General features: G+C 38.6%; 22 protein-coding genes. 18 read left to right on the top strand and 4 right to left on the bottom strand.

The annotated features are described in order from the left end of the window. Complete coding sequence (locus P20652_RS13120) at positions 1–1812, bottom strand: glycoside hydrolase family 3 protein (protein WP_008166971.1); 1812 nt, start codon at positions 1810–1812, stop codon at positions 1–3. Positions 1813–2259: 447 nt separating this feature from the next. Between P20652_RS13120 and P20652_RS13125 the strand changes: the two genes are divergently transcribed. The 15 genes from P20652_RS13125 (at position 2260) to P20652_RS20760 (ending at position 13174) form a co-directional block, all read left to right on the top strand. Next, positions 2260–3702: a sensor domain-containing diguanylate cyclase gene (locus P20652_RS13125; protein ID WP_083832849.1), complete on the top strand. Its 1443-nt coding sequence runs from the start codon at positions 2260–2262 to the stop codon at positions 3700–3702. Positions 3703–3830: 128 nt separating this feature from the next. Then, positions 3831–4484 carry a thermostable hemolysin gene (locus tag P20652_RS13130; RefSeq protein WP_008166969.1) on the top strand — a complete coding sequence of 218 codons (654 nt, stop codon included), beginning with the start codon at positions 3831–3833 and terminating at the stop codon, positions 4482–4484. Further along, complete coding sequence (locus P20652_RS13135) at positions 4481–5950, top strand: AMP-binding protein (RefSeq protein ID WP_008166968.1); 1470 nt, start codon at positions 4481–4483, stop codon at positions 5948–5950. Before P20652_RS13130 ends, P20652_RS13135 begins: the two co-directional genes overlap by 4 nt. Further along, positions 5943–6632, top strand: a complete 690-nt coding sequence (locus P20652_RS13140) for a TenA family transcriptional regulator (RefSeq protein WP_008166966.1) — start codon at positions 5943–5945, stop codon at positions 6630–6632. Before P20652_RS13135 ends, P20652_RS13140 begins: the two co-directional genes overlap by 8 nt. Continuing rightward, complete coding sequence (locus P20652_RS13145) at positions 6629–7399, top strand: SDR family oxidoreductase (protein WP_008166965.1); 771 nt, start codon at positions 6629–6631, stop codon at positions 7397–7399. Before P20652_RS13140 ends, P20652_RS13145 begins: the two co-directional genes overlap by 4 nt. 21 nt (positions 7400–7420) lie before the next feature. Next, positions 7421–8068: a hypothetical protein gene (locus P20652_RS13150; protein ID WP_008166962.1), complete on the top strand. Its 648-nt coding sequence runs from the start codon at positions 7421–7423 to the stop codon at positions 8066–8068. A gap of 7 nt (positions 8069–8075) precedes the next feature. Further along, positions 8076–8735, top strand: a complete 660-nt coding sequence (locus P20652_RS13155) for a response regulator transcription factor (RefSeq protein ID WP_008166960.1) — start codon at positions 8076–8078, stop codon at positions 8733–8735. 26 nt (positions 8736–8761) lie between these two features. After that, entirely contained in the window at positions 8762–9742 is a 981-nt protein-coding gene (locus tag P20652_RS17640; RefSeq protein ID WP_008166959.1) for a histidine kinase dimerization/phospho-acceptor domain-containing protein, read from the top strand. Then, complete coding sequence (locus tag P20652_RS20770) at positions 9691–10074, top strand: sensor histidine kinase (protein ID WP_370587425.1); 384 nt, start codon at positions 9691–9693, stop codon at positions 10072–10074. The genes P20652_RS17640 and P20652_RS20770 overlap by 52 nt, the downstream gene beginning before the upstream one ends. Next, positions 10067–10420, top strand: a complete 354-nt coding sequence (locus tag P20652_RS13160) for a cupredoxin domain-containing protein (protein ID WP_008166956.1) — start codon at positions 10067–10069, stop codon at positions 10418–10420. The genes P20652_RS20770 and P20652_RS13160 overlap by 8 nt, the downstream gene beginning before the upstream one ends. Further along, positions 10407–11147: a hypothetical protein gene (locus tag P20652_RS13165; RefSeq protein ID WP_008166954.1), complete on the top strand. Its 741-nt coding sequence runs from the start codon at positions 10407–10409 to the stop codon at positions 11145–11147. Before P20652_RS13160 ends, P20652_RS13165 begins: the two co-directional genes overlap by 14 nt. Continuing rightward, positions 11144–11860, top strand: a complete 717-nt coding sequence (locus P20652_RS13170; RefSeq protein ID WP_008166952.1) for a hypothetical protein — start codon at positions 11144–11146, stop codon at positions 11858–11860. Before P20652_RS13165 ends, P20652_RS13170 begins: the two co-directional genes overlap by 4 nt. 239 nt (positions 11861–12099) lie before the next feature. After that, complete coding sequence (locus P20652_RS13175; RefSeq protein WP_002959120.1) at positions 12100–12309, top strand: cold-shock protein; 210 nt, start codon at positions 12100–12102, stop codon at positions 12307–12309. Positions 12310–12446: 137 nt separating this feature from the next. Then, positions 12447–12782, top strand: a complete 336-nt coding sequence (locus P20652_RS20765; protein WP_370587424.1) for a substrate-binding periplasmic protein — start codon at positions 12447–12449, stop codon at positions 12780–12782. Beyond that, on the top strand, positions 12779–13174 hold the full coding sequence (locus P20652_RS20760; protein ID WP_008166948.1) for a hypothetical protein: 396 nt from the start codon (positions 12779–12781) through the stop codon (positions 13172–13174). Before P20652_RS20765 ends, P20652_RS20760 begins: the two co-directional genes overlap by 4 nt. Before the next feature lies 1 nt (position 13175). Here P20652_RS20760 and P20652_RS13180 read toward each other — a convergent pair whose 3' ends face one another. The 3 genes from P20652_RS13180 to udk form a co-directional block, all read right to left on the bottom strand. Further along, positions 13176–13901 carry an ABC transporter substrate-binding protein gene (locus P20652_RS13180; RefSeq protein ID WP_008166947.1) on the bottom strand — a complete coding sequence of 242 codons (726 nt, stop codon included), beginning with the start codon at positions 13899–13901 and terminating at the stop codon, positions 13176–13178. Positions 13902–14191: 290 nt separating this feature from the next. Beyond that, entirely contained in the window at positions 14192–15418 is a 1227-nt protein-coding gene (locus P20652_RS13185) for a NupC/NupG family nucleoside CNT transporter (RefSeq protein ID WP_008166945.1), read from the bottom strand. Positions 15419–15435: 17 nt separating this feature from the next. Then, the gene (gene udk / locus P20652_RS13190) at positions 15436–16068 is read right to left on the bottom strand and encodes a uridine kinase (RefSeq protein WP_007376640.1); all 633 of its coding nucleotides are present in this window, start codon (positions 16066–16068) and stop codon (positions 15436–15438) included. A 192-nt stretch (positions 16069–16260) separates the two neighbouring features. Here udk and P20652_RS13195 point away from each other — a divergent pair, with 192 nt between their 5' ends. From P20652_RS13195 to P20652_RS20755, 3 genes are all read left to right on the top strand, one after another. After that, positions 16261–17493, top strand: coding sequence for a phosphopentomutase (locus P20652_RS13195; RefSeq protein WP_008166942.1), 1233 nt, complete (start codon positions 16261–16263; stop codon positions 17491–17493). Beyond that, positions 17493–18194: a purine-nucleoside phosphorylase gene (gene deoD, locus P20652_RS13200; RefSeq protein ID WP_008166941.1), complete on the top strand. Its 702-nt coding sequence runs from the start codon at positions 17493–17495 to the stop codon at positions 18192–18194. Before P20652_RS13195 ends, deoD begins: the two co-directional genes overlap by 1 nt. 338 nt (positions 18195–18532) lie before the next feature. Then, on the top strand, positions 18533–18744 hold a 212-nt coding region (locus P20652_RS20755; RefSeq protein WP_237707100.1), incomplete at its 3' end, for a hypothetical protein.

Genomic DNA, 18744 nt, shown 5'->3' with positions numbered 1-18744 from the left:
TTAGTGCGCCTTTTGCGGTTTTATAGTAACAGGCAATACGCCATTAGCCGGCGCTTCTCCTAGTAACACTTTTGCAAGTGCAGTAAAAGCAGGTCCAGATACAATATCGTTTTTATCTACATCAATATTATATGCATAGGATGCAAGTACGGCATCTGCATACTGACCAAATTTAGCAATATCATACGGTGCTCTTAGGCTAATAAACACAGTGCTTTTATTTTCCTCTTTTGCCATATTTAATAATGACTCAAGTGCTTTTGGTTGCTCTGCGTTATTAAGTGCAAAATTTGAATCGTCTTTTAAATCATCCATACCGCCAATTTCGACCGCACTTTGATTAGGTGTTGCATTGCCTGCTACAACTAAATCTGCAGCCTGTATTTGTGCTTTTGCGAGTGCAGGGTCGAACCCTTGTAGGCTACTACAGCTATAGTTAATTTTTTGCTGGCTGATAGCTTCAATCGCTTGCTGCATTGCCATACATTTACGCGTGTCGGGCATAATAATATGAACATTACTTTCTGCTTTTAAATTAAGCGGCAAAGTACTGTTATTATTTTTAACCTGCGTTATTGCCTCTACAGCAAGCTGCGCTTCTATTTCACGATGTGCTTCACTGCCAATTGTTTGCTTTGCATTTATGAGCGCGGTAATAGGGTCAAAATTAGTGCTTAATCTAAATTTATTTTTAAGCGTAATTATACGCATCGCCGATTGTGCTATTTCTTGCTCATCAAGTTGGTTTGATTTAACCGCTGCAACAAGCTCTTTAATGAGGTCATCGAGCTTGTTTAAATCATCCGGTGTTCTAATTTCAATGGGCATTAAGGCAATATCAGCCCCTGCTGCAAATGTATTTATTACCGCTTGAGTTGGTGTGAAAAAATGACTAATGCCAGCCATATCCAGTGCATCAGTTACTACAACACCTTGGTAATTAAGCTCACCACGTAAAATATCAGTAATGATTGCACGCGACATTGTTGCTGGCTTTATCATGGTTTTACCATTAACACTTACAAACGTTGTGCTATCGAGTGCGGGATATTGAATATGCGCTGTCATGATCATACCAGGGTTTTGTTTGGCGATAATGTGTTTAAACGGTGCTAAATCTTGCTCGTAAATAACCTCTTTTGAATGAGTAACTTTAGGCAAACCCGTATGGCTATCTACGTTTGTATCGCCGTGACCAGGAAAATGCTTTAACGAGGTAATAACGCTGTTGTTCTCAAACCCCGCAACCTGTGCCGCACCTAACTTAGAAACTAAAGCCGGGTTTTCACCAAACGATCTCACGTTTATCACGGGGTTGTCCGGATTCATGTTTACATCAACGGTGGGAGCGTAATTAACATTAATACCGAGCGATCTTAGTTCTTTGGCAATAACTGTTGCCGTTTTGATTGCAAAGTTAGTTCCGTGTTTTTCATAGGTTGCGCCAATAGACATATTACCAGTAAATGAGGTGGCAACATCGCGAGGCAAACGTGCTACACGTCCGCCTTCTTGATCTATTGATATAAATAGCGGCAGCTTACTACTGGACTTACTTGCAGCTGTTTGCAATTGGCTATTAAGCGTAATTGTTTGCTCTATAGATTGAGTGTTTTCAGAAAATAAAATAACCCCACCTATATCGTATTTAGCAATAGCGGCGCTCAACTCATTTGGTAACTCGGTCATTGGGGTTCTGCATTTTTTGCTTACTCCTTGATGACAAAAATAACGAAAGTCGAGTATTAGCTTTTGCCCAAGTTGTTGTTCAAGGGTAAGCGTTGGTTTGGCAAATGAGGATTGTAATGGCATTAAGCACCCAGATAAAAAAACGATAGACGATACAATACACTTATTTAGCAAAACACACTCCATAGCTAAATAAAACAAATAAGAACATGCAGCTTATCTATTTTTTTCTGTAACTGCAAAAATGGTTTCTTTATTATAATATTTAACACATTGTAATAAATGAAATTTTTAAATATACAATTTAGGTATTTAAAAACTTAAGCTGTTTAATTTTAAGGTGGTTAAAGATTAGATAATACGTTTTTAAGCAGGTATAATTATTGACACAATATAGAATAAGAGTACTCGCTTTACCCGCTGTGTACTGTGGATGATTTACTTTTGCTGAACAGATTACTACCCGCGCTAAACCTAAGGCTACTTATTTTATTATTAGCATTTTCGGCTTCTTTAACCACGTTTATCAGTAGTTTTTACTCTACTTATCAAGTGCAAAAAGAGCAGCTAATGAGCTATACACTAAAAAGTAATTACGCGTATGCTAACAAGCTTGCATCTGCGACCGACAACTTTTTAGAGGCGGCTTTACAGCAATTAGCGTATGCGGCAAAAGAAATTGAAAACAACATTGATGACGACGCTTTTTTACAAAAAGAAGTCACTAGACTAAATCTTCAGACTAATAGTTTTAACTCAGTTATTGTTAACAAACTGGGCGTAATTGCTGTTACGTCCCCTAATATGCCTCAAATAAACGGCCAATCTATTTCATCGTCAGGTGCTTTACAGGCATTAGAAGAAAAAAAGCCCCTTATTAGCATGCCCTATATGTCTGCGGCAGATAATTTAATTATTTTTATTTCAAACCCACTATTTGATAATAAGGGCGGTTACTTAGGGTATGTAGGTGGCACTTTATATTTAAAAGAACGTAATATTTTGAGTGATTTGCTAGAACAGCATTACTACGAAGGTGGCTCATATATTTATGTGGTTGATGCAAACAAGCAAATACTTTTTCACCCTGATAGTGGGCGAATAGGGACAATAGTAACAAATAATCCCGTTATTAATGCAGTTATAACGGGGCAGTCGGGTCAAGTTGCAGTAATAAATAGTAAAAATGAAGAAATGCTCGCAGGCTTTGCGCCAGTGAAGTACGCCAATTGGGGGATCGTTGCTCAACGACCTGTTAAATCAACGCTGGCGTCATTGGATGTGCTTATTATGGAAGTGTTTAAAAAGACGCTACCTATGGCTATTATGATATTTATTTTTATAGCCGTGTTTGCTCATTTTATCTCCCGTCCATTAAAGCAACTTTCAACAATTGCTAATACTTTGGATGAGCCTCACAGTATTGAAAGATTGAAAGGTATTAAATCGTGGTATTTTGAAAGTCAAAAGCTAAAACTTGCCATGCTACATGGGGTAAATGTTTTACAGACACAGATAGGGCAACTGCGCCATGACGCACAAACCGATCCCCTGACGGGTATTCATAATCGAAGAAGCTTAAATGGGTTACTTAATCAATTAATGCTTAAACAAACCCCTTTTGCAATTCTTGAGATAGACATCGACTTTTTTAAACGTGTAAATGATACTTTTGGCCACGATAAAGGTGATGAAACGCTTAAATCACTTACCAATATAATCAAAACGCTCTCTCGAAAAGATGACATCGTTGCGCGAATTGGCGGCGAAGAATTCGTACTTGTACTTCCTAACGAAGATAGTGAAAGTGCATTTAAAATAGCAGAGCGATTACGTAAAACTGTTGAGACTACAAATATGGAAGTTGTTGGGTTTATTACTGTTTCAATCGGAATTGCAACGTGGCCTAAGCATAGTAACGACATAGATCAAGTTTATAAATGTGCCGACAAAGCGTTGTACCATGCTAAAGAACATGGCCGAAATCAGTGCGCTGTAGCACAAATAGGTTAATTAAATCGATTTCAAAAGCCCCTAAATTTATTTAGGGGCTTTTTTATTTTATTAAAATTCACTTTCTTAAGTTTTCTTTAAGTTTCGCTCGCTAAATTCTAAACATACACTTTATATGAGCGATGTTTATGTTATTAGCACAATTACCTTCATCACCTGATTATATCCAAAAAAAATCACGCATTGTTAGTGCAGTGCTCAATGATGAGCACCGTAAAGCGCTAGAAGATACTGTTAAAGAAGGTTTTTTAGTCGCTTATAACGCAAAGCTTACATCTTTTATGCCACTCCTTAGCCAGTACAGTATTAGTGAAGGAAAATGTACTTTAGGCTTAAGGCAAGCTACTGCACCTTTATTTATAGAGCAGTATTTAGCTGAACCTATCGAACACTTTTTACCAGAGCATACACAACGTAATAAAGTCTTTGAACTTGGCAATTTATGCTCAACACATCGCAAAGCAACTCTTGGCCATTTTATTGTGGTTAATGAAGCGCTGCAAAGTATAGGAGCAAAACATTTAGTCTTTTGCGCCACTAGAAAAGTACGTGCATTACTGCGTTTATTAGGCGTTAATTGTATTGAAATTGCTGTAGCAAATAGTTTTGTTGTAGAGCATCCATTAAATTGGGGTAGCTACTACGCTAATCAGCCAACAGTATGCGTTGTAAGCTTAGAGCAAGCACATCAGCAAGTATTAAATACGCCAATGCTTTATAGTTTAATGCAGCAAAACCATGCTGAAATTAACTCACTTGTGAATGCGTTGGTGAATGTATGAGTGTTTATGATATACAAACTAGTGCGCCTGTTATTGTTGCCTACTGTGATAATAAAGCACAAAAAATTAGCGGTATAGAGCTGGATCAACAAGTAAAAAAACTAGTTAATTTGTTACAAACATTTAATGGCGATGTTGTTGCTTATAAATTAGATAACACACCAGCATGGTTAGCTTTAGATGCAGCAACAATCGCCGCTAATAAAGTGGCTGTTCCTATTGCTCATTTTTTTAGTGAACAGCAAACGCAGTATGTATTGGGGCAATGCGCAGCTAATTTATTTATTAGCGACACAGCGACCCGCTCACTGGGTGAACCGACTGCCTCTATTACTTTGTTTGAATCTTATACGTTATATATTTACGAAATGGTTGTAGCTAAACCCGTCAGTTATTTTCCAGAAACTCAAAAAGTAACATTTACATCAGGTTCGACTGGGCAGCCTAAAGGCGTGTGTTTATCTGTAAAGAGTCAAATGCAGGTGGCTCAATCTCTTTGCGACAAAATTAATGTTAAAAAGCCTGTTCATTTGTGTTTATTGCCGCTTGCTGTATTGCTTGAAAATATAGCCGGTGTTTATGCCCCTTTAAAAAGTGGCGGTACAGTGCACTTAACGCCGTTAAATGAATTAGGCTTTGTTGGGTCTGTATTAAAACAACCCGCACAGCTTATTTCTGCTATTGATAACGTTAAGCCAAATACGCTTATTTTAGTGCCTGAACTATTAGCCTGCTTAGTTGCTTTTGCTGAGCAAGGGTGGCAGCCGCCTAGTTCGTTACAGTTTATTGCAGTAGGTGGTGCGCTTGTCAGCGAAATGCTAATAGCAAAAGCGCGTAACTTTAATTTACCGGTATACCAAGGTTATGGTCTTTCTGAGGCGGCATCTGTAGTGAGTTTAAATACGCCTACAAACGATAACCTGCACAGTGCTGGCTCTGTGTTACCTCATATTCAAACCAAAATTGAAAATGACCAGCTTTTTATAAAAGGCGATTTGTTTTTAGGATACTTAAATCATCAACCACATGACAAAGACCAATGGTATGCAACCGGTGATTTAGTTGAGCAGCGTCAAAGTACTTTATTTATTAAAGGCCGATTAAAAAACCTAATTATTACCAGCATGGGTCGCAATATTAATGCCGAATGGCCTGAGTCACTATTACTAAGCCAAAGCGGTATTTTACAAGCCGTTGTGTTTGGTGAAGGTCGACCTTTTTTAACCGCCATTATTTACGCTGATTTAAAGCTAAGTAACCCGCTGTTAGAACAACACATTAACGTAATTAATCAACAACTACCCGACTATGCACGTATTCAAAAATGGCATCGTTTAGCTGCTCCATTAAGTGTGCAACAAGGGTTGTTAACAACAAATAATCGCCCAAAACGAGATGCCATAGGTAAGCAGTACCATGATGTGTTTGAGCAATTTTACCGACTTGGAGAAGTAATTAATGAGTAATTTTTTTAACACCCTTAAAGAACAAACTAAACAAGAACAAAACTACCTGCTTGCAGCGCCTATTATTCAGCGTGTTTTTAAAGGCGAAGCATCACTTGAGGAATACGCCTCGTTTTTAGCGCAAGCGTACCATCATGTTAAACACACAGTGCCATTAATGATGTCGGTTGGTGCACGATTAACTGACGATCAAGAATGGCTGCGCGAAGCCGTTGCAGAATATATTGAAGAAGAGATAGGCCACCAAGAGTGGGTACTTAATGATATTGCAGCTTGTGGTTTTGACAAAGAAACAGTACGTCGCAGTCAGCCGCAATATGCTACGGAAATGATGGTGTCGTATGCGTACGACAGTATTGCACGTAAAAACCCACTGAGCTTTTTTGGCATGGTGCATGTGCTTGAAGGCACTTCTATAGCACTTGCTGATGGTGCCGCATCTAATATTGCAAATGCGGTGGGCTTACCTAAAAAAGCATTTAGTTATTTAACCTCTCACGGCGCACTTGATATAGAGCATGTAAAGTTTTTTGAAAACCTAATGAACCAAATAACGGACGAGGCGGATCAACAAGCCATACTCCATGGAGCAAAGTGCTTTTATCGTTTGTACGGCGATATATTTCGTGGACTCGATGACGAACCGTTTTTTAAAGCAAGTGCACAAGGTAAATTAGCATGAGTAGCGCTTTATGTGTGTTAACCGGTGCAACCGGCGGAATAGGGCAAGCTATTGCTAAAGCTCTACATGCAAAAGGATGGAAGTTACTGCTTGTAGGGCGAAATAAGCAAGCCCTTGAAGAGCTCAGTAGTGCATGCCCAGACAGTGAGATATTTGCTGGCGATTTAACCGACGATACAACACGCATTAACTTAGCAATAAAAGCCAAGCAACTCGGTGGCGTTAAGTTACTTATTAATAATGCCGGTATAAATACAATGCAAAGCTTAGAACACACAAGTTCTGAGCAAATAGACAATATGCTCGTTACTAATTTGTCGGTGCCTATTAAATTATGCCAGCTATTTTTAGGGCAGTTACAGTATACCAAAGGCACCATTGTTAACGTGGGCTCATCGTTTGGCAGTATTGGTTACCCGTTTCAAACACTTTATTGCGCCAGTAAATTTGGTTTACGTGGTTTTACAGAAGCGCTCTCGCGTGAGCTTAACGGCTCAGGCGTTAAAGTGACCTATTTAGCGCCTAGAGCAACAGATACATCCATTAATAGCAGTAAAGCGCGTGCAATGAATAAAGAACTCGGTAATAAAATGGACTCGCCAGAATTAGTTGCTCAAGAGTTATTAGTGCTTATAAATTCGAATCAAACAAGGCGTTTTATTGGTTTTCCTGAAAAATTATTTGCACGCATAAATGGCGCATTCCCAAGCGTTGTTGATAACGCTATTGCAAAACAACTTCCTAAAATTAAACGCTTTTTAAGTTAACAAACACACAAGGGCAAAATTATGTATAAATTTACACTCGCATTTTATTTAGTACTAACGACTGTATTTGCAACCGCCGTACACGCAGATGAAACACAAGACTTAACCTCTATTCAACAAAAGTGGGCAATTGCTAACTACGAACTTGAAGATGATGCGCAAATAGATGCGTTTACACAACTAAGTGAGCAAAGTGCATTGTTTGTTAAAAACTACCCAAACTCAGCACAAACACATATTTGGAATGGTATTGTGTTAGCCAGTTTTGCTGGCGCAAAAGGCGGGTTGGGTGCACTTGGTTTAGCAAAAGAGGCAAAAACGTCACTCGAAAATGCACTCTCAATTGATGGCACTGCATTAAATGGATCAGCTTACGCAAGCCTTGCAACGCTTTACAGTAAAGTACCTGGCTGGCCAATAGGTTTTGGTGATGACGACAAAGCTGAGAAATTATTTAAACAAGCGCTCGCTTTTAATCTCGAAGGCATTGATACTAATTACTTATACGGTGAATACTTGTATGATGAAGGCGATTATAAAGAAGCGAGAGCTCGACTACTTGTAGCACAAGCTGCAGGCATTCGTGATACTCGTGCAAAAGCAGATGAATATCGCCAACAGGCAATAAGCCAGCTCTTAGCAAAAGTAGACAAAAAACTAAAAAGATAAACACATAATGCATTTATTACTTGTTGAAGACGATCATTTAGTAGCGCAAGGGCTTATTCGCTCTTTGCGCCAAGAGGGCTACAGCGTAGAGCATAGTGGCACAGTAAAACACGCCTTAGAGTGCCTTTCTAGTGGTGAAATTGAGCTTGTTATTCTCGATTTAGGATTACCTGATGGCGACGGCTCGCAAGTTTTAAAGCATATTAAAGCGCAAAAAAAAGTTATTCCGGTGGTTATTTTAACTGCTCGCGGCAGTATTGATGACAAAGTCCAAGGGCTTGACATGGGCGCTGACGATTACCTTGCAAAGCCGTTTGATCCTGCTGAGTTATTTGCTCGACTACGTGTAGCAAGTCGACGTGTTAATCAAACTCAATCTAGTTTGTTGCAATACGGGGAAGTCGTAATAGACAGCTCAGCGCATACGGTGACAGTTAGTGGGGAATCACTTACATTGCCGCGTAAAGAATACATGCTTTTAAAAGCACTGATGGAAAATCAGGGAAGGGTGCAATCCAAACAACAGCTCGAAAACAAGCTGTATCAGTGGGGAGAGGAAGTCGGCTCCAATGCTATAGAGGTGCATATTCATCATCTTCGTAAAAAATTCCCTAGCGATTTTATTAAAACCTTACGTGGCATTGGTTACGTGGTTGGTAAGCGTTAAGGTGTATTTATTTTTCGAGGTTGAAAATGTCTATTCGTAAACGCCTTACGCTTATTTTACTTTCAATGATGGTGCTAACTTGTTTTTTAGCATTAGTAAAAGGCTATCAAAAAAGCATGCACCACGGCGAAAACTTGCTTGATGATGAGCTTAAAATAGTGGCTGGCGTTTTAATTGAACAACCACTGGCAATAACAACTAATGCATTACAAGTAAGCAATAACAGTGCTCAGTTGTTGTATCAAATTTGGCAAAATAATAGTCTACTTAGCGGCTCATCGAGTTTATCAAACAACCAAGTTGATTTTAGCGAAGGCTTTCAAACTGCAAATGTAGCAGGGCAACGCATGCGAGTGTTTGTGATGAGAAAAAATACTCGCAAAGTCATCGTTGCTGAACCTATGGCAAAGCGGTTTCAATTAGCTGAAGCCGTTATTTTATCTGCAATGTTACCTATGTTATGGGCTGTCCCTCTGCTTGCTATTTTTATAAGTTTTTTTGTTAAATACGCATTAACACCTCTCACCCGATTATCTAAGCAGCTGGCTACTCGCCAAGCTAACGACTTTACGCCTATCAACTGGCAAGTAACCGACGAAGAAATTAAACCTGTTATTAATCGTTTAAACGACTTATTTAAACGAGTAGAAACCGCCTACTTACGAGAGCGCTTTTTTGCCTCAGATGCAGCACATGAGTTGCGTACTCCACTTAGTAGTTTAAAAATTAATGTACATAATTTAGCTAATAAGCAAAGCAACCCGCAAAATCATCAAGAACTACAAGCCATGTCGCAAGGCATTAACCGCTTAAGTAATATTGTTGAACAAATGCTAATTTTAGGGCGCACTCAACCAGAGCAATGGCAGAGGCAGTTTAGTGAACAATCATTACTAGCGATTACTCAGCAGGCTGTGTCTGAACAATACGATAAAATAGACGAAAAAACCAAACTATTAGCCTCGAAGGTGATGATTTTGTTATTAATGGTGATGAATTTACATTAACCACGCTTATCTCTAATTTACTCAGCAATGCCATTAAGTACACCCCCAACAATGGTCAAATCATTATTAAATTAGCATCAAGTAGTCACCGCTATAGTTGGCAAATCGATGATTCAGGTTCGGGCATGACTGAAGCGCAAAAAGATAGGGTATTTAATCGCTTTTATCGAGTGGGTGGCGATCAGCATCCGTCAGGAGAGCAAGGTGCCGGTTTAGGCATGGCAATCGTACAGCATATAATTGCTATATATAATGCAAAAATAAAGTTAGCAGATAGCCCTCTTGGTGGATTAAGAGTAAACGTTACTTTTGCTGGAGTAAAATGTGATTAAACGCTTACTAAATCAATGTATGTGCTTTTTATTATTGTTGTCGTTTAACGCAACAAGCAAAGAGTATCTTATTGTTTTAAAAGATCACTTGTTTTACCCCTCACAAATTATTATCCCAGTGAATAAAAAAGTAAAACTATTGATAGAAAATCAAGATAGCACACCAGAAGAGTTTGATAGCTTTGATCTAAACAGAGAAAAAGTACTCTACCCAAACCGTAAAAGCATTATTTATATAGGACCGCTAAGTAAAGGGCATTACGAATTTTTTGGTGAGTTTTCGCCAAATACAGCAAGGGGCGTTGTAATAGTTAGCGATGAGGAGGGGCAGCATGCTGATAACTAGTTTAGTCATGAGCCTTAATCAATTATTACCGGTGGCTATTTTATTAGTATTACTACAAGTAGTTAAAAAACAGAGCTTTTTGCGAATATGGTCTGCTTTAATAGTCGGCGCGGTAATGTCGTTTTTGTACATGCAAAGTGCGTCGTGGATCAGCCAGTGGTTTGAACACCAAGGGTTAGAGTATTCACAAATGGGGCTATGTATCACTATATTTATTGCTGTATTAGTATTTGCTATTAGGCAAAAATCAGCGGCTTTTTATATCGCTGTTATAAGCACAATAACATTGTATTTAAGCCATTATATTATTTATCTCACCAGCTTTTGGCAAAATAATGATGCAGGGCAAAGCTTATTTATTGGTACTTTATTAGGTGTCGGGATTTGTTTAAGTTTTAGTGTATTACTGTACTTTTTAATGAACGCAATCAAGCACCGCTTTGGCATGTACCCACTTTTAACTTTGCTTGCTTTAAACTGTGCGGCTAAGTTATTGGTCGCGCTGGATTTCGCAAGCCAAATTGATTTAATAACAAATACCACCACAGTATGGGATTTACGGGATTTATTAAGTGAAAACTCCGAGCTCGGCCGCGTACTGCGTGCTCTTGTTGGTTACGAGGCCACGCCTGATTTAATGAGTGTACTTATATACAGTACAAGCAGCCTGTTATTTTTATTATTTTGTTACTTTATTCCAGCTTTAATAACTAAGGAACGTGTATGAAAGCACTCAACCTATATTTAGCGCTTAGTTTTATCGCTTTTTGTTTGTTGTTACTCCCGACCCAAGCAAATGCTGACGGTATTGTTGTCGATAAGGTATATCACCCCTATGTTTTACCTTTTGAGCATGAGTTTGAATGGCGATTAGTGTCGCACCAAACTGATAGTGGCAATATACTGGCTCAGCGTTTAGGTGGCGGTGGTGCTATTAACGATACAATGGCAATAGAGGGTTATTTAGTTGGTGAGCGCGATGATAACGGCGATTTCGGCCTTCAAGCTTATGAAATTGAGCTGCGTTGGCAGCTGATTGAACAAGGTAAATTATGGGCTGATTGGGGGGCGTTGTTTGAGTTAGAAAAACAACATGATGACGATGTATACGAAGCGACTACAGGTTTTGTGCTTGAAAAAGAGTTTGGTAAAACCAGCTTAACCATGAATGCTTTTTTAGTATACGAATGGGGACAGGATATTCAAAACGAATGGGAAAGTGAGTTTAGAGCGCAATATAGATACCGTTATCGTTCTGCTTTTCAACCTTCTATTGAAGTTTTTGTAGGCGAAGACTTTGTAGGAATTGGCCCTGGCTTTATAGGTTTACAGCGTTTTGATGGGCAAAAACAATTAAAATGGGAAGCGGGTTTTATTACAGAAGTCAGTCAATCTGAAAAAAATCATAGCTTTAGGCTCGCTTTAGAATTTGAATTTTAGTAGTGAGTATAAAACTATTTTGGTTGTTTATTGTTCTATAATGGATAAGTACTTGACATATTTTTCTAATTCTATATAGTGGGCTGCAGCTAGAAAGAAAGCATGTAAGCTATAAATCTCCATTTCGATGTTGTATAAGTAATACTTGTAGTACCGTCCTGAAGTTTTTAAAGTACCATCTCATTTTTTGCTACACCCGCTCTTATGAGCATATTTTTATTTTATATCAGGATATTACAATGTCTAACATCGTATCAGGTACAGTTAAGTGGTTTAACGAGTCTAAAGGTTTTGGTTTCATCGAGCAAGAAAATGGCCCAGACGTTTTCGCACATTTCTCAGCAATCAAAAGCGAAGGTTTTAAAACTTTAGCTGAAGGCCAACGTGTAGAGTTTACTCTTTCACAAGGTCAAAAAGGTCCTCAAGCTGATAACATCACAGCTGTATAATTTTACTTTTTTAAAGTAAAATAAAAAAAAGCGCTTATGGCGCTTTTTTTGTGTCTGAAATTTGACTCAAACTAAGCAACGCATATAATTAATGTAAATTAACTAAATGGTATTGCTATTATTAAGTCACTACTAATATTTTTTTTATTCTTCTAAGTCATTGTGCTAATGCAAGTGAGTTTAAGCTTGTAATTTATACCGATAATTTCTCTCCCTATAATTTTAAAAACGACAACGATCAGCTTGTTGGAATTAATCTCGATATTGTAAAAGATATTTGTACAGCTATTGATATAACCTGCGAGTTTAAATTGTTTCCTTGGAAACGTGCTTATAACTTAGTTCAAAAAGACCCTCACTCTGGCATTATTTCGATAGCTAAAAACACCGAACGTGAACCTCTATTTAATTGGATTGGACCGTTGGCATCTAGCGAAACTTTTTTTATAAGCTCAAATCTAATAAGCAAGTGAGTGTAAATAATTTAAAAGATGCAAAGCAGTTTTCTTTAGGAATTGTAAGGGGTGATATATACGAGTCATTAGTAAATGAAATTGGTTTTAAAGCGGGCGAAAACTTACTAATGTTTGGAGACGAAAAGCAATATATGGATTTGTTTTTAAAAAGAAAAATAGATCTAATTTTAGGCTCAAAATTTACAATAAAGTATCAGCTAGAACCTTTTGGATATAAAGTCGATGACGTGGTGAAGCTGCAAGCATTACCGCTTCCTAAGCTTGCTGGCAATTATATCGCATTTAACAAATCGGTACCTGGGCATATTATAAAGCGATTTAACCAAGAGTATAAAAAGTTAAAAATGAAAGATGATTTTGCCACTTATAAACATGCTTACCTCCAATGATTTATCTTTCATAAGGCAGTCCTTTATTTTGCTTTATTTTTAAAAATGCAGCTTGTAGTACTTCAATTAAACGTATGTCAGTTTTTTTATTCGCCGCTAAATAAGCATTAATTGTTAGCTCATCTATTTTATAAATAAACCTTAAGTGTGCTGGTTTGAGCTTTAAATAGTCGCTCATCTGCTGCATATATAAAGGATCATCTACAATTAAATCTACTTTTTTAGCTAGTAATAAAGAGTATGATTTTTGAATATCAGAGGTTAAAACAACTTCAAAGCCAAGTTCAGTGAGGGTTTGTGTTGAAAAGTCATTGCGTTGCATTGCAATTTTATACACTTTGGCTTGTTCAGTATTATTTATAATAAAATCATTTCGCTCTGATAAGCCGATAAATCCCAGCTCAAATCGTCCCACTGGTCCAATCCAATAAAATTTGTCTTCTCGTTCTACAGTGCGTGCAATGCTGTATATAAAGGTGTTTTTTAACTCGTCAGCAATTTTATAAGCACGTGCCCAAGGATACATTTGAATATCAGGAGTTAAATTGGCCTCGGCAAAAATATCTCTAATAAACTGAGTACCTTCACCTGCTACCTCGCCATTAATCAATACTTGGTTTGGTGGTGCTAACTCTGTAACAACAAGCAGGGCTTCCTTTGCTTGAACATACACAGAGCAAATTAAAAAAGAGAATAAAGAATATATTTCACAATAGCGAATCGTCATTCGGTTAGTTTGGGTAAAATAAGTGTGGCTGAAAATATGAAAAACACAAAAATTATTTATGTGAACTTGTTACTAAGATATTGGTTTATTTAAGTTATGTATAACCATAAAGAAGGTTAAATAGATAAGTAGCTTGAGGTTTGAAGTCGTTGTGGCTAAAAAATTAAGCCCTAAAACGATAAAAGGGCCTTGCGGCCCTTGGTGAAGTATCGTTCAAGTCAGATAGAGCTTTAACCCCTTAAAGCGCTATCCTCTTGTTTTGCAACACCGGTGTTCATCTCAATAAGTTTCTAAGCTAGCGAGAGGAAAAACCCAGCAATTGCTGCGCTCATAAGGTTAGCCATAGATCCTGCTAACACTGCTCTGAGCCCTAAGCGTGCGATATCCTTCCGCCTGCTAGGCGCCATACCGCCTAACCCACCTAGTAAAATGGCTATCGATGACAAGTTAGCAAACCCACATAAAGCAAAAGTAACAATAGCTTGTGTGTGCGCGCTTAACGTATCGCGATAATTTATAAAGTCTAAGTAAGCAACAAACTCGTTCACTACTATCTTTTGACCAATAAAACTGCCGGCTATAATTGCTTCATCCCATGGCACACCAAGTAACCATGCAACTGGAGCAAATACATAACCTAATATTTCTTGAAGCGTTAAAGTAGGATAATCAAACCACCCACCAATACCGCCTAATAAACCATTCAATAATGCAATCAACGCGACAAAAGCAAGTAACATAGCACCTACATTAAGTGCTAAATGCATACCGTTTGCTGCACCTGATGCAGCTGCATCAATTACATTAACGGGTTTATCGTCGTCATTTATATCTAAATCAGATAAATTATCTTTAGGTGTTTCAGTTTCTGGCACAATCATCTTGGCCATCAAAAAACCACCTGGAGCGGCCATAAAGCTCGCTGCTATTAAATACTTAAGATCTACACCAATAATAACGTAACCGGCCATTACAGAGCCTGCTACAGTGGCTAAACCACCAACCATTACTGCAAATAATTCCGATTTTGTCATCGTTGCAATAAATGGTTTAACAATAAGCGGTGCTTCAGTTTGACCAACAAATATATTAGCTGTTGCTGAAAGTGATTCTGTGCGTGAGGTTTTTAATAATTTTTGTAAACCACCGCCTAAAATCCTGATTATCCAATCCATAATACCAAGGTGATACAACACAGCAACAAGCGCTGAGAAAAACACAATAACGGGCAAAACTTGAATTGCAAAAATAAAGCCTAATGTGTCTTGTGATGCAAGTGGACCAAACAAAAACCCAATACCATCATTAGCATAACCAATAACCGACGAAACGGCGGATGACATGCTCGTTAACATATTTTTTCCTGCTTCAAAAAACAGGACAAAACCACCAATAACAATTTGCATCGCAAACGCTATACCAACGGTTCTTAAATTAATTGCCTTGCGATTGGTTGACGCAGCAAAGGCAATGCTCAGCAGCACACACATGCCCACTAAGCTCATAAATGTTGTCATACAAATGTTTCCCGTTGTTATTCTTGTAGTAAATATTTAATTTTACTTTTTATTATATCAATCGCAACGCGATTCATGCCGCCTCGAGTCACCACTAAATCAGCGTTATGCTTCGAAGGCTCAATGAATTGATAAAACATCGGTCTAACAGTTGCTTGATACTGCTCAACAACAGATTGTAACGTTCTGCCTCGTTGCTCCATATCACGTTGCATACGACGCATTAAACAAATATCTAAGGGTGTATCTATAAACACCTTAATATCAAATTCTTTATTAAGCGCTTTATCACTCAATAATAAAATACCTTCAACTATGAGTATTTTTGCAGCTGGTACTCGGCGAGTTTTTTCGCTTCGTGTATGCTGGGCATAATCATATGTGGGTACTTCAACAGAATTACCACAACGAAGTTGCGTTAAATGCTCAAGCATTAACGCATGTTCAAATGCATCAGGATGGTCGTAATTCGTTTGCGTACGATGAGCCATAGGCAAATGCGACTGATCCTTGTAATAAGCATCTTCTTCAATAATGGCGATAGCGCCAGGTTCAAGTTCGTTAACCAGCTCGTTATATATAGTTTGGCTAAAAAGAGATTTGCCCGACGCAGATGCGCCCGCAATGGCTATAATAGTAGTTCGTGTCACTAAAGTTCTCACCCACACAGAAGGATATATTGTTGGTAGATCACAATAGCAAAAAAGACACGATTAATCTCTTTTGCTTCGCTCAAGAATGCAAATTTATAATGTTTAGGTTTTATGAAACAGGACTTTTGTCCTGTACGGAAAATTCAAAGAGCGGATAAAGTAAGCACCTAGAAACAAAGTGAGGTCAAAATGGCAAGAGCAATTATTTTAATGGCAGATAGCCTAGGAATCGGTGCAGCACCAGATGCAGATAAATTCGGCGATCTTGGGGCTAATACACTCGCTCACTTACTAAAAGCATATTATGACGAAACAGGCGCAGCATTATCGCTTCCTAACTTATCAAAACTAGGATTAGTTGATGCCTGTGAAGCGGCCGGTGGCGAACCATGTTTAATTTCAGACCGCCAAGCTCCTCAAGGTGCTTGGGGTTACGCTAAAGAAATCTCTAGCGGAAAAGACACGCCATCAGGTCATTGGGAAATGGCCGGTGTACCGGTGTTATTTGATTGGGGATATTTCCCAAAAACACAACCAAGTTTCCCACAAGAATTTATAGACGAGTTTATAGCTCGTACCGGTATTCCTGGCATTTTAGGCAATTGCCATGCCTCAGGAACAACCATTTTAGAGCAGCTAGGTGAAGAGCACGTAAAAACAGGTAAACCAATCTGTTACACCTCAGCTGATAGCGTGTTTCAAATAGCCGCGCATGAAGAGTCATTCGGCCTAGAGAAGCTTTATCAAGTTTGCGAAATCGCACGGGCGCTACTTGATGAAATGAATATAGGGCGAGTGATTGCGCGGCCATTTTTGGGTTCAAATAGTCAAGACTTTGCTCGAACGAGTAATCGTCGAGACTATTCAGTACTTCCGCCAGCACCAACATTGCTAGATGTACTCGCAAAAGACGGCGGCGAAGTAATTAGTATAGGTAAAATTTCAGATATTTATGCCCACCAAGGCATAACCCAAAAGCATAAAGCACCTGGGCTTATTAAATTATTAGAAAAAACCAGCGAAGTAATGAAAAGCGCGCCAGATCGCAGCTTAATATTTACTAACCTAGTTGATTTTGATGAAAAATTTGGTCATCGCCGTAATCCAGTAGGGTACGCAAAAGCATTAAAAGAATTTGATGACTATTTACCAACTATACTGAATGAGTTAAACGCAGATGACGTGTTAATGATCACTGCAGATCACGGCTGTGACCCAACCTTTCCTGGTTCAGAGCATACACGTGAATACGTACCGGTTATTGCATACAAACCAGGTATGCGTAACACACCACTTGGTGAGCGCAACAGCTTTGCAGATATAGGTCAAACACTGGCACAGTGGTTTAACTTATCTGCGCTTGATTACGGCGACAGCTTTTTAAATGAGCTAATAATGCCAAATAAAAAGGAAAACAATTAATGAGTACTCCGCATATCAGTGCAAACGTAGGTGATTTCGCCGAAACAGTATTAATGCCTGGCGATCCGCTACGTGCGCAATATATTGCTGAAAACTTTTTAGATGATGCAGTGCAAGTAACAGGCGTTCGTAACATGTACGGTTTTACTGGTACTTACAAAGGTAAACCAGTAAGCATTATGGGTTCAGGCATGGGCATTCCATCAATGTCTATTTATGCACGTGAGCTAATTGTAAGCTTTGGCGTTAAAAATATTATACGCATTGGTACCTGTGGCGGTATTGGCACAGATATTAAAATTCGTGACGTAATTTTTGCACAAGGTGCAAGCACCGATTCAAACGTAAACCGTGCACGTGTTCGTGGTTGTGATTTTGCTGCAATTGCTGACTTTGACCTACTTTTAAATGGCGTAAACGCTGCTAAAGAGCTAGGCATTAAAGCAAAAGTAGGTAACGTATTTACAACCGACACATTCTATCAAGCGGATGACTCGTTCTATAAAGATTTAGATAAGTTAGGTATGCTAGCAGTAGATATGGAAACAGCCGGTTTATATGGCGTTGCAGCTGAATATGGCGCTAAAGCAATGGCTCTATTTACAGTAAGTGACCACGTAATTACAGGCGAAGCAACACCAGCCGATGAGCGTCAAAGCACGTTCAACGAAATGGTTAAAATTGCATTAGAGTCTATCTAATCATAGCAATTGAATTAAATTAGCAAACAGTTCCTTGGTAACGTATTCACTAAGTTTTGGAGACACGCCCAAAGTGAAGTGAGACTAACCTCCAAAGCCGCATTTTATGCGGCTTTTTTTATGCCTTAGCAACCGTAAATCATCTGTTGTAGACTCGGGCTTGTCGACGTTAGAAGCGCAAAGTCTCATTATTTTTTGTTATTTTAACTCCCACGCTATCCTCTAAAAGCGCAGCGCCTCTTAACCACTTTGTCAGTAATTGGCTTTTAAAACCGTAATGCACAAAGAGAAGAAAATGAGAAGTAAATGAGAAGCCAAAGTGAACAGGGCTAAGCTACTTGTATTTCACTACCGAGCTCAACAAGCAAACACGAGTAATGGTTAGTCACTGCTCCTTGTTTTCTCCTTCACTTCTCGGTGGTGATTTAGTTACTTGTTTATTAATGCAACCGATCAAACATAAAAGCGGTGCCTTTAAACGCCAGCAAGCAGCGCGTTTTGATGTGTTTTACCCAAGTTTAAGAGTATGTTTTAACTCCCAGGCTATCCT

This window comes from Pseudoalteromonas sp. BSi20652, assembly GCF_000239855.1.
In the GTDB taxonomy this organism is placed as follows: domain Bacteria; phylum Pseudomonadota; class Gammaproteobacteria; order Enterobacterales; family Alteromonadaceae; genus Pseudoalteromonas.
The sequence above is the reverse complement of the archived record's forward strand: the minus strand, read 5'-3'. Positions and strand labels throughout refer to the sequence as shown.

What these genes read in the sequence shown, in the direction of transcription:
- P20652_RS13125 (WP_083832849.1), top strand. Translation starts at nt 2,260, where the DNA reads ATGAGCTATACACTAAAAAGTAATTACGCGTATGCTAACAAGCTTGCA.
- P20652_RS13165 (WP_008166954.1), top strand. Translation starts at nt 10,407, where the DNA reads ATGCTGATAACTAGTTTAGTCATGAGCCTTAATCAATTATTACCGGTG.
- P20652_RS13175 (WP_002959120.1), top strand. Translation starts at nt 12,100, where the DNA reads ATGTCTAACATCGTATCAGGTACAGTTAAGTGGTTTAACGAGTCTAAA.
- P20652_RS13150 (WP_008166962.1), top strand. Translation starts at nt 7,421, where the DNA reads ATGTATAAATTTACACTCGCATTTTATTTAGTACTAACGACTGTATTT.
- P20652_RS13180 (WP_008166947.1), bottom strand. Translation starts at nt 13,901, where the DNA reads ATGACGATTCGCTATTGTGAAATATATTCTTTATTCTCTTTTTTAATT.
- P20652_RS13185 (WP_008166945.1), bottom strand. Translation starts at nt 15,418, where the DNA reads ATGACAACATTTATGAGCTTAGTGGGCATGTGTGTGCTGCTGAGCATT.
- P20652_RS13145 (WP_008166965.1), top strand. Translation starts at nt 6,629, where the DNA reads ATGAGTAGCGCTTTATGTGTGTTAACCGGTGCAACCGGCGGAATAGGG.
- deoD (WP_008166941.1), top strand. Translation starts at nt 17,493, where the DNA reads ATGAGTACTCCGCATATCAGTGCAAACGTAGGTGATTTCGCCGAAACA.
- P20652_RS13130 (WP_008166969.1), top strand. Translation starts at nt 3,831, where the DNA reads ATGTTATTAGCACAATTACCTTCATCACCTGATTATATCCAAAAAAAA.
- P20652_RS13170 (WP_008166952.1), top strand. Translation starts at nt 11,144, where the DNA reads ATGAAAGCACTCAACCTATATTTAGCGCTTAGTTTTATCGCTTTTTGT.
- P20652_RS17640 (WP_008166959.1), top strand. Translation starts at nt 8,762, where the DNA reads ATGTCTATTCGTAAACGCCTTACGCTTATTTTACTTTCAATGATGGTG.
- P20652_RS13155 (WP_008166960.1), top strand. Translation starts at nt 8,076, where the DNA reads ATGCATTTATTACTTGTTGAAGACGATCATTTAGTAGCGCAAGGGCTT.
- P20652_RS13195 (WP_008166942.1), top strand. Translation starts at nt 16,261, where the DNA reads ATGGCAAGAGCAATTATTTTAATGGCAGATAGCCTAGGAATCGGTGCA.
- P20652_RS13120 (WP_008166971.1), bottom strand. Translation starts at nt 1,812, where the DNA reads ATGCCATTACAATCCTCATTTGCCAAACCAACGCTTACCCTTGAACAA.
- P20652_RS13135 (WP_008166968.1), top strand. Translation starts at nt 4,481, where the DNA reads ATGAGTGTTTATGATATACAAACTAGTGCGCCTGTTATTGTTGCCTAC.
- P20652_RS13140 (WP_008166966.1), top strand. Translation starts at nt 5,943, where the DNA reads ATGAGTAATTTTTTTAACACCCTTAAAGAACAAACTAAACAAGAACAA.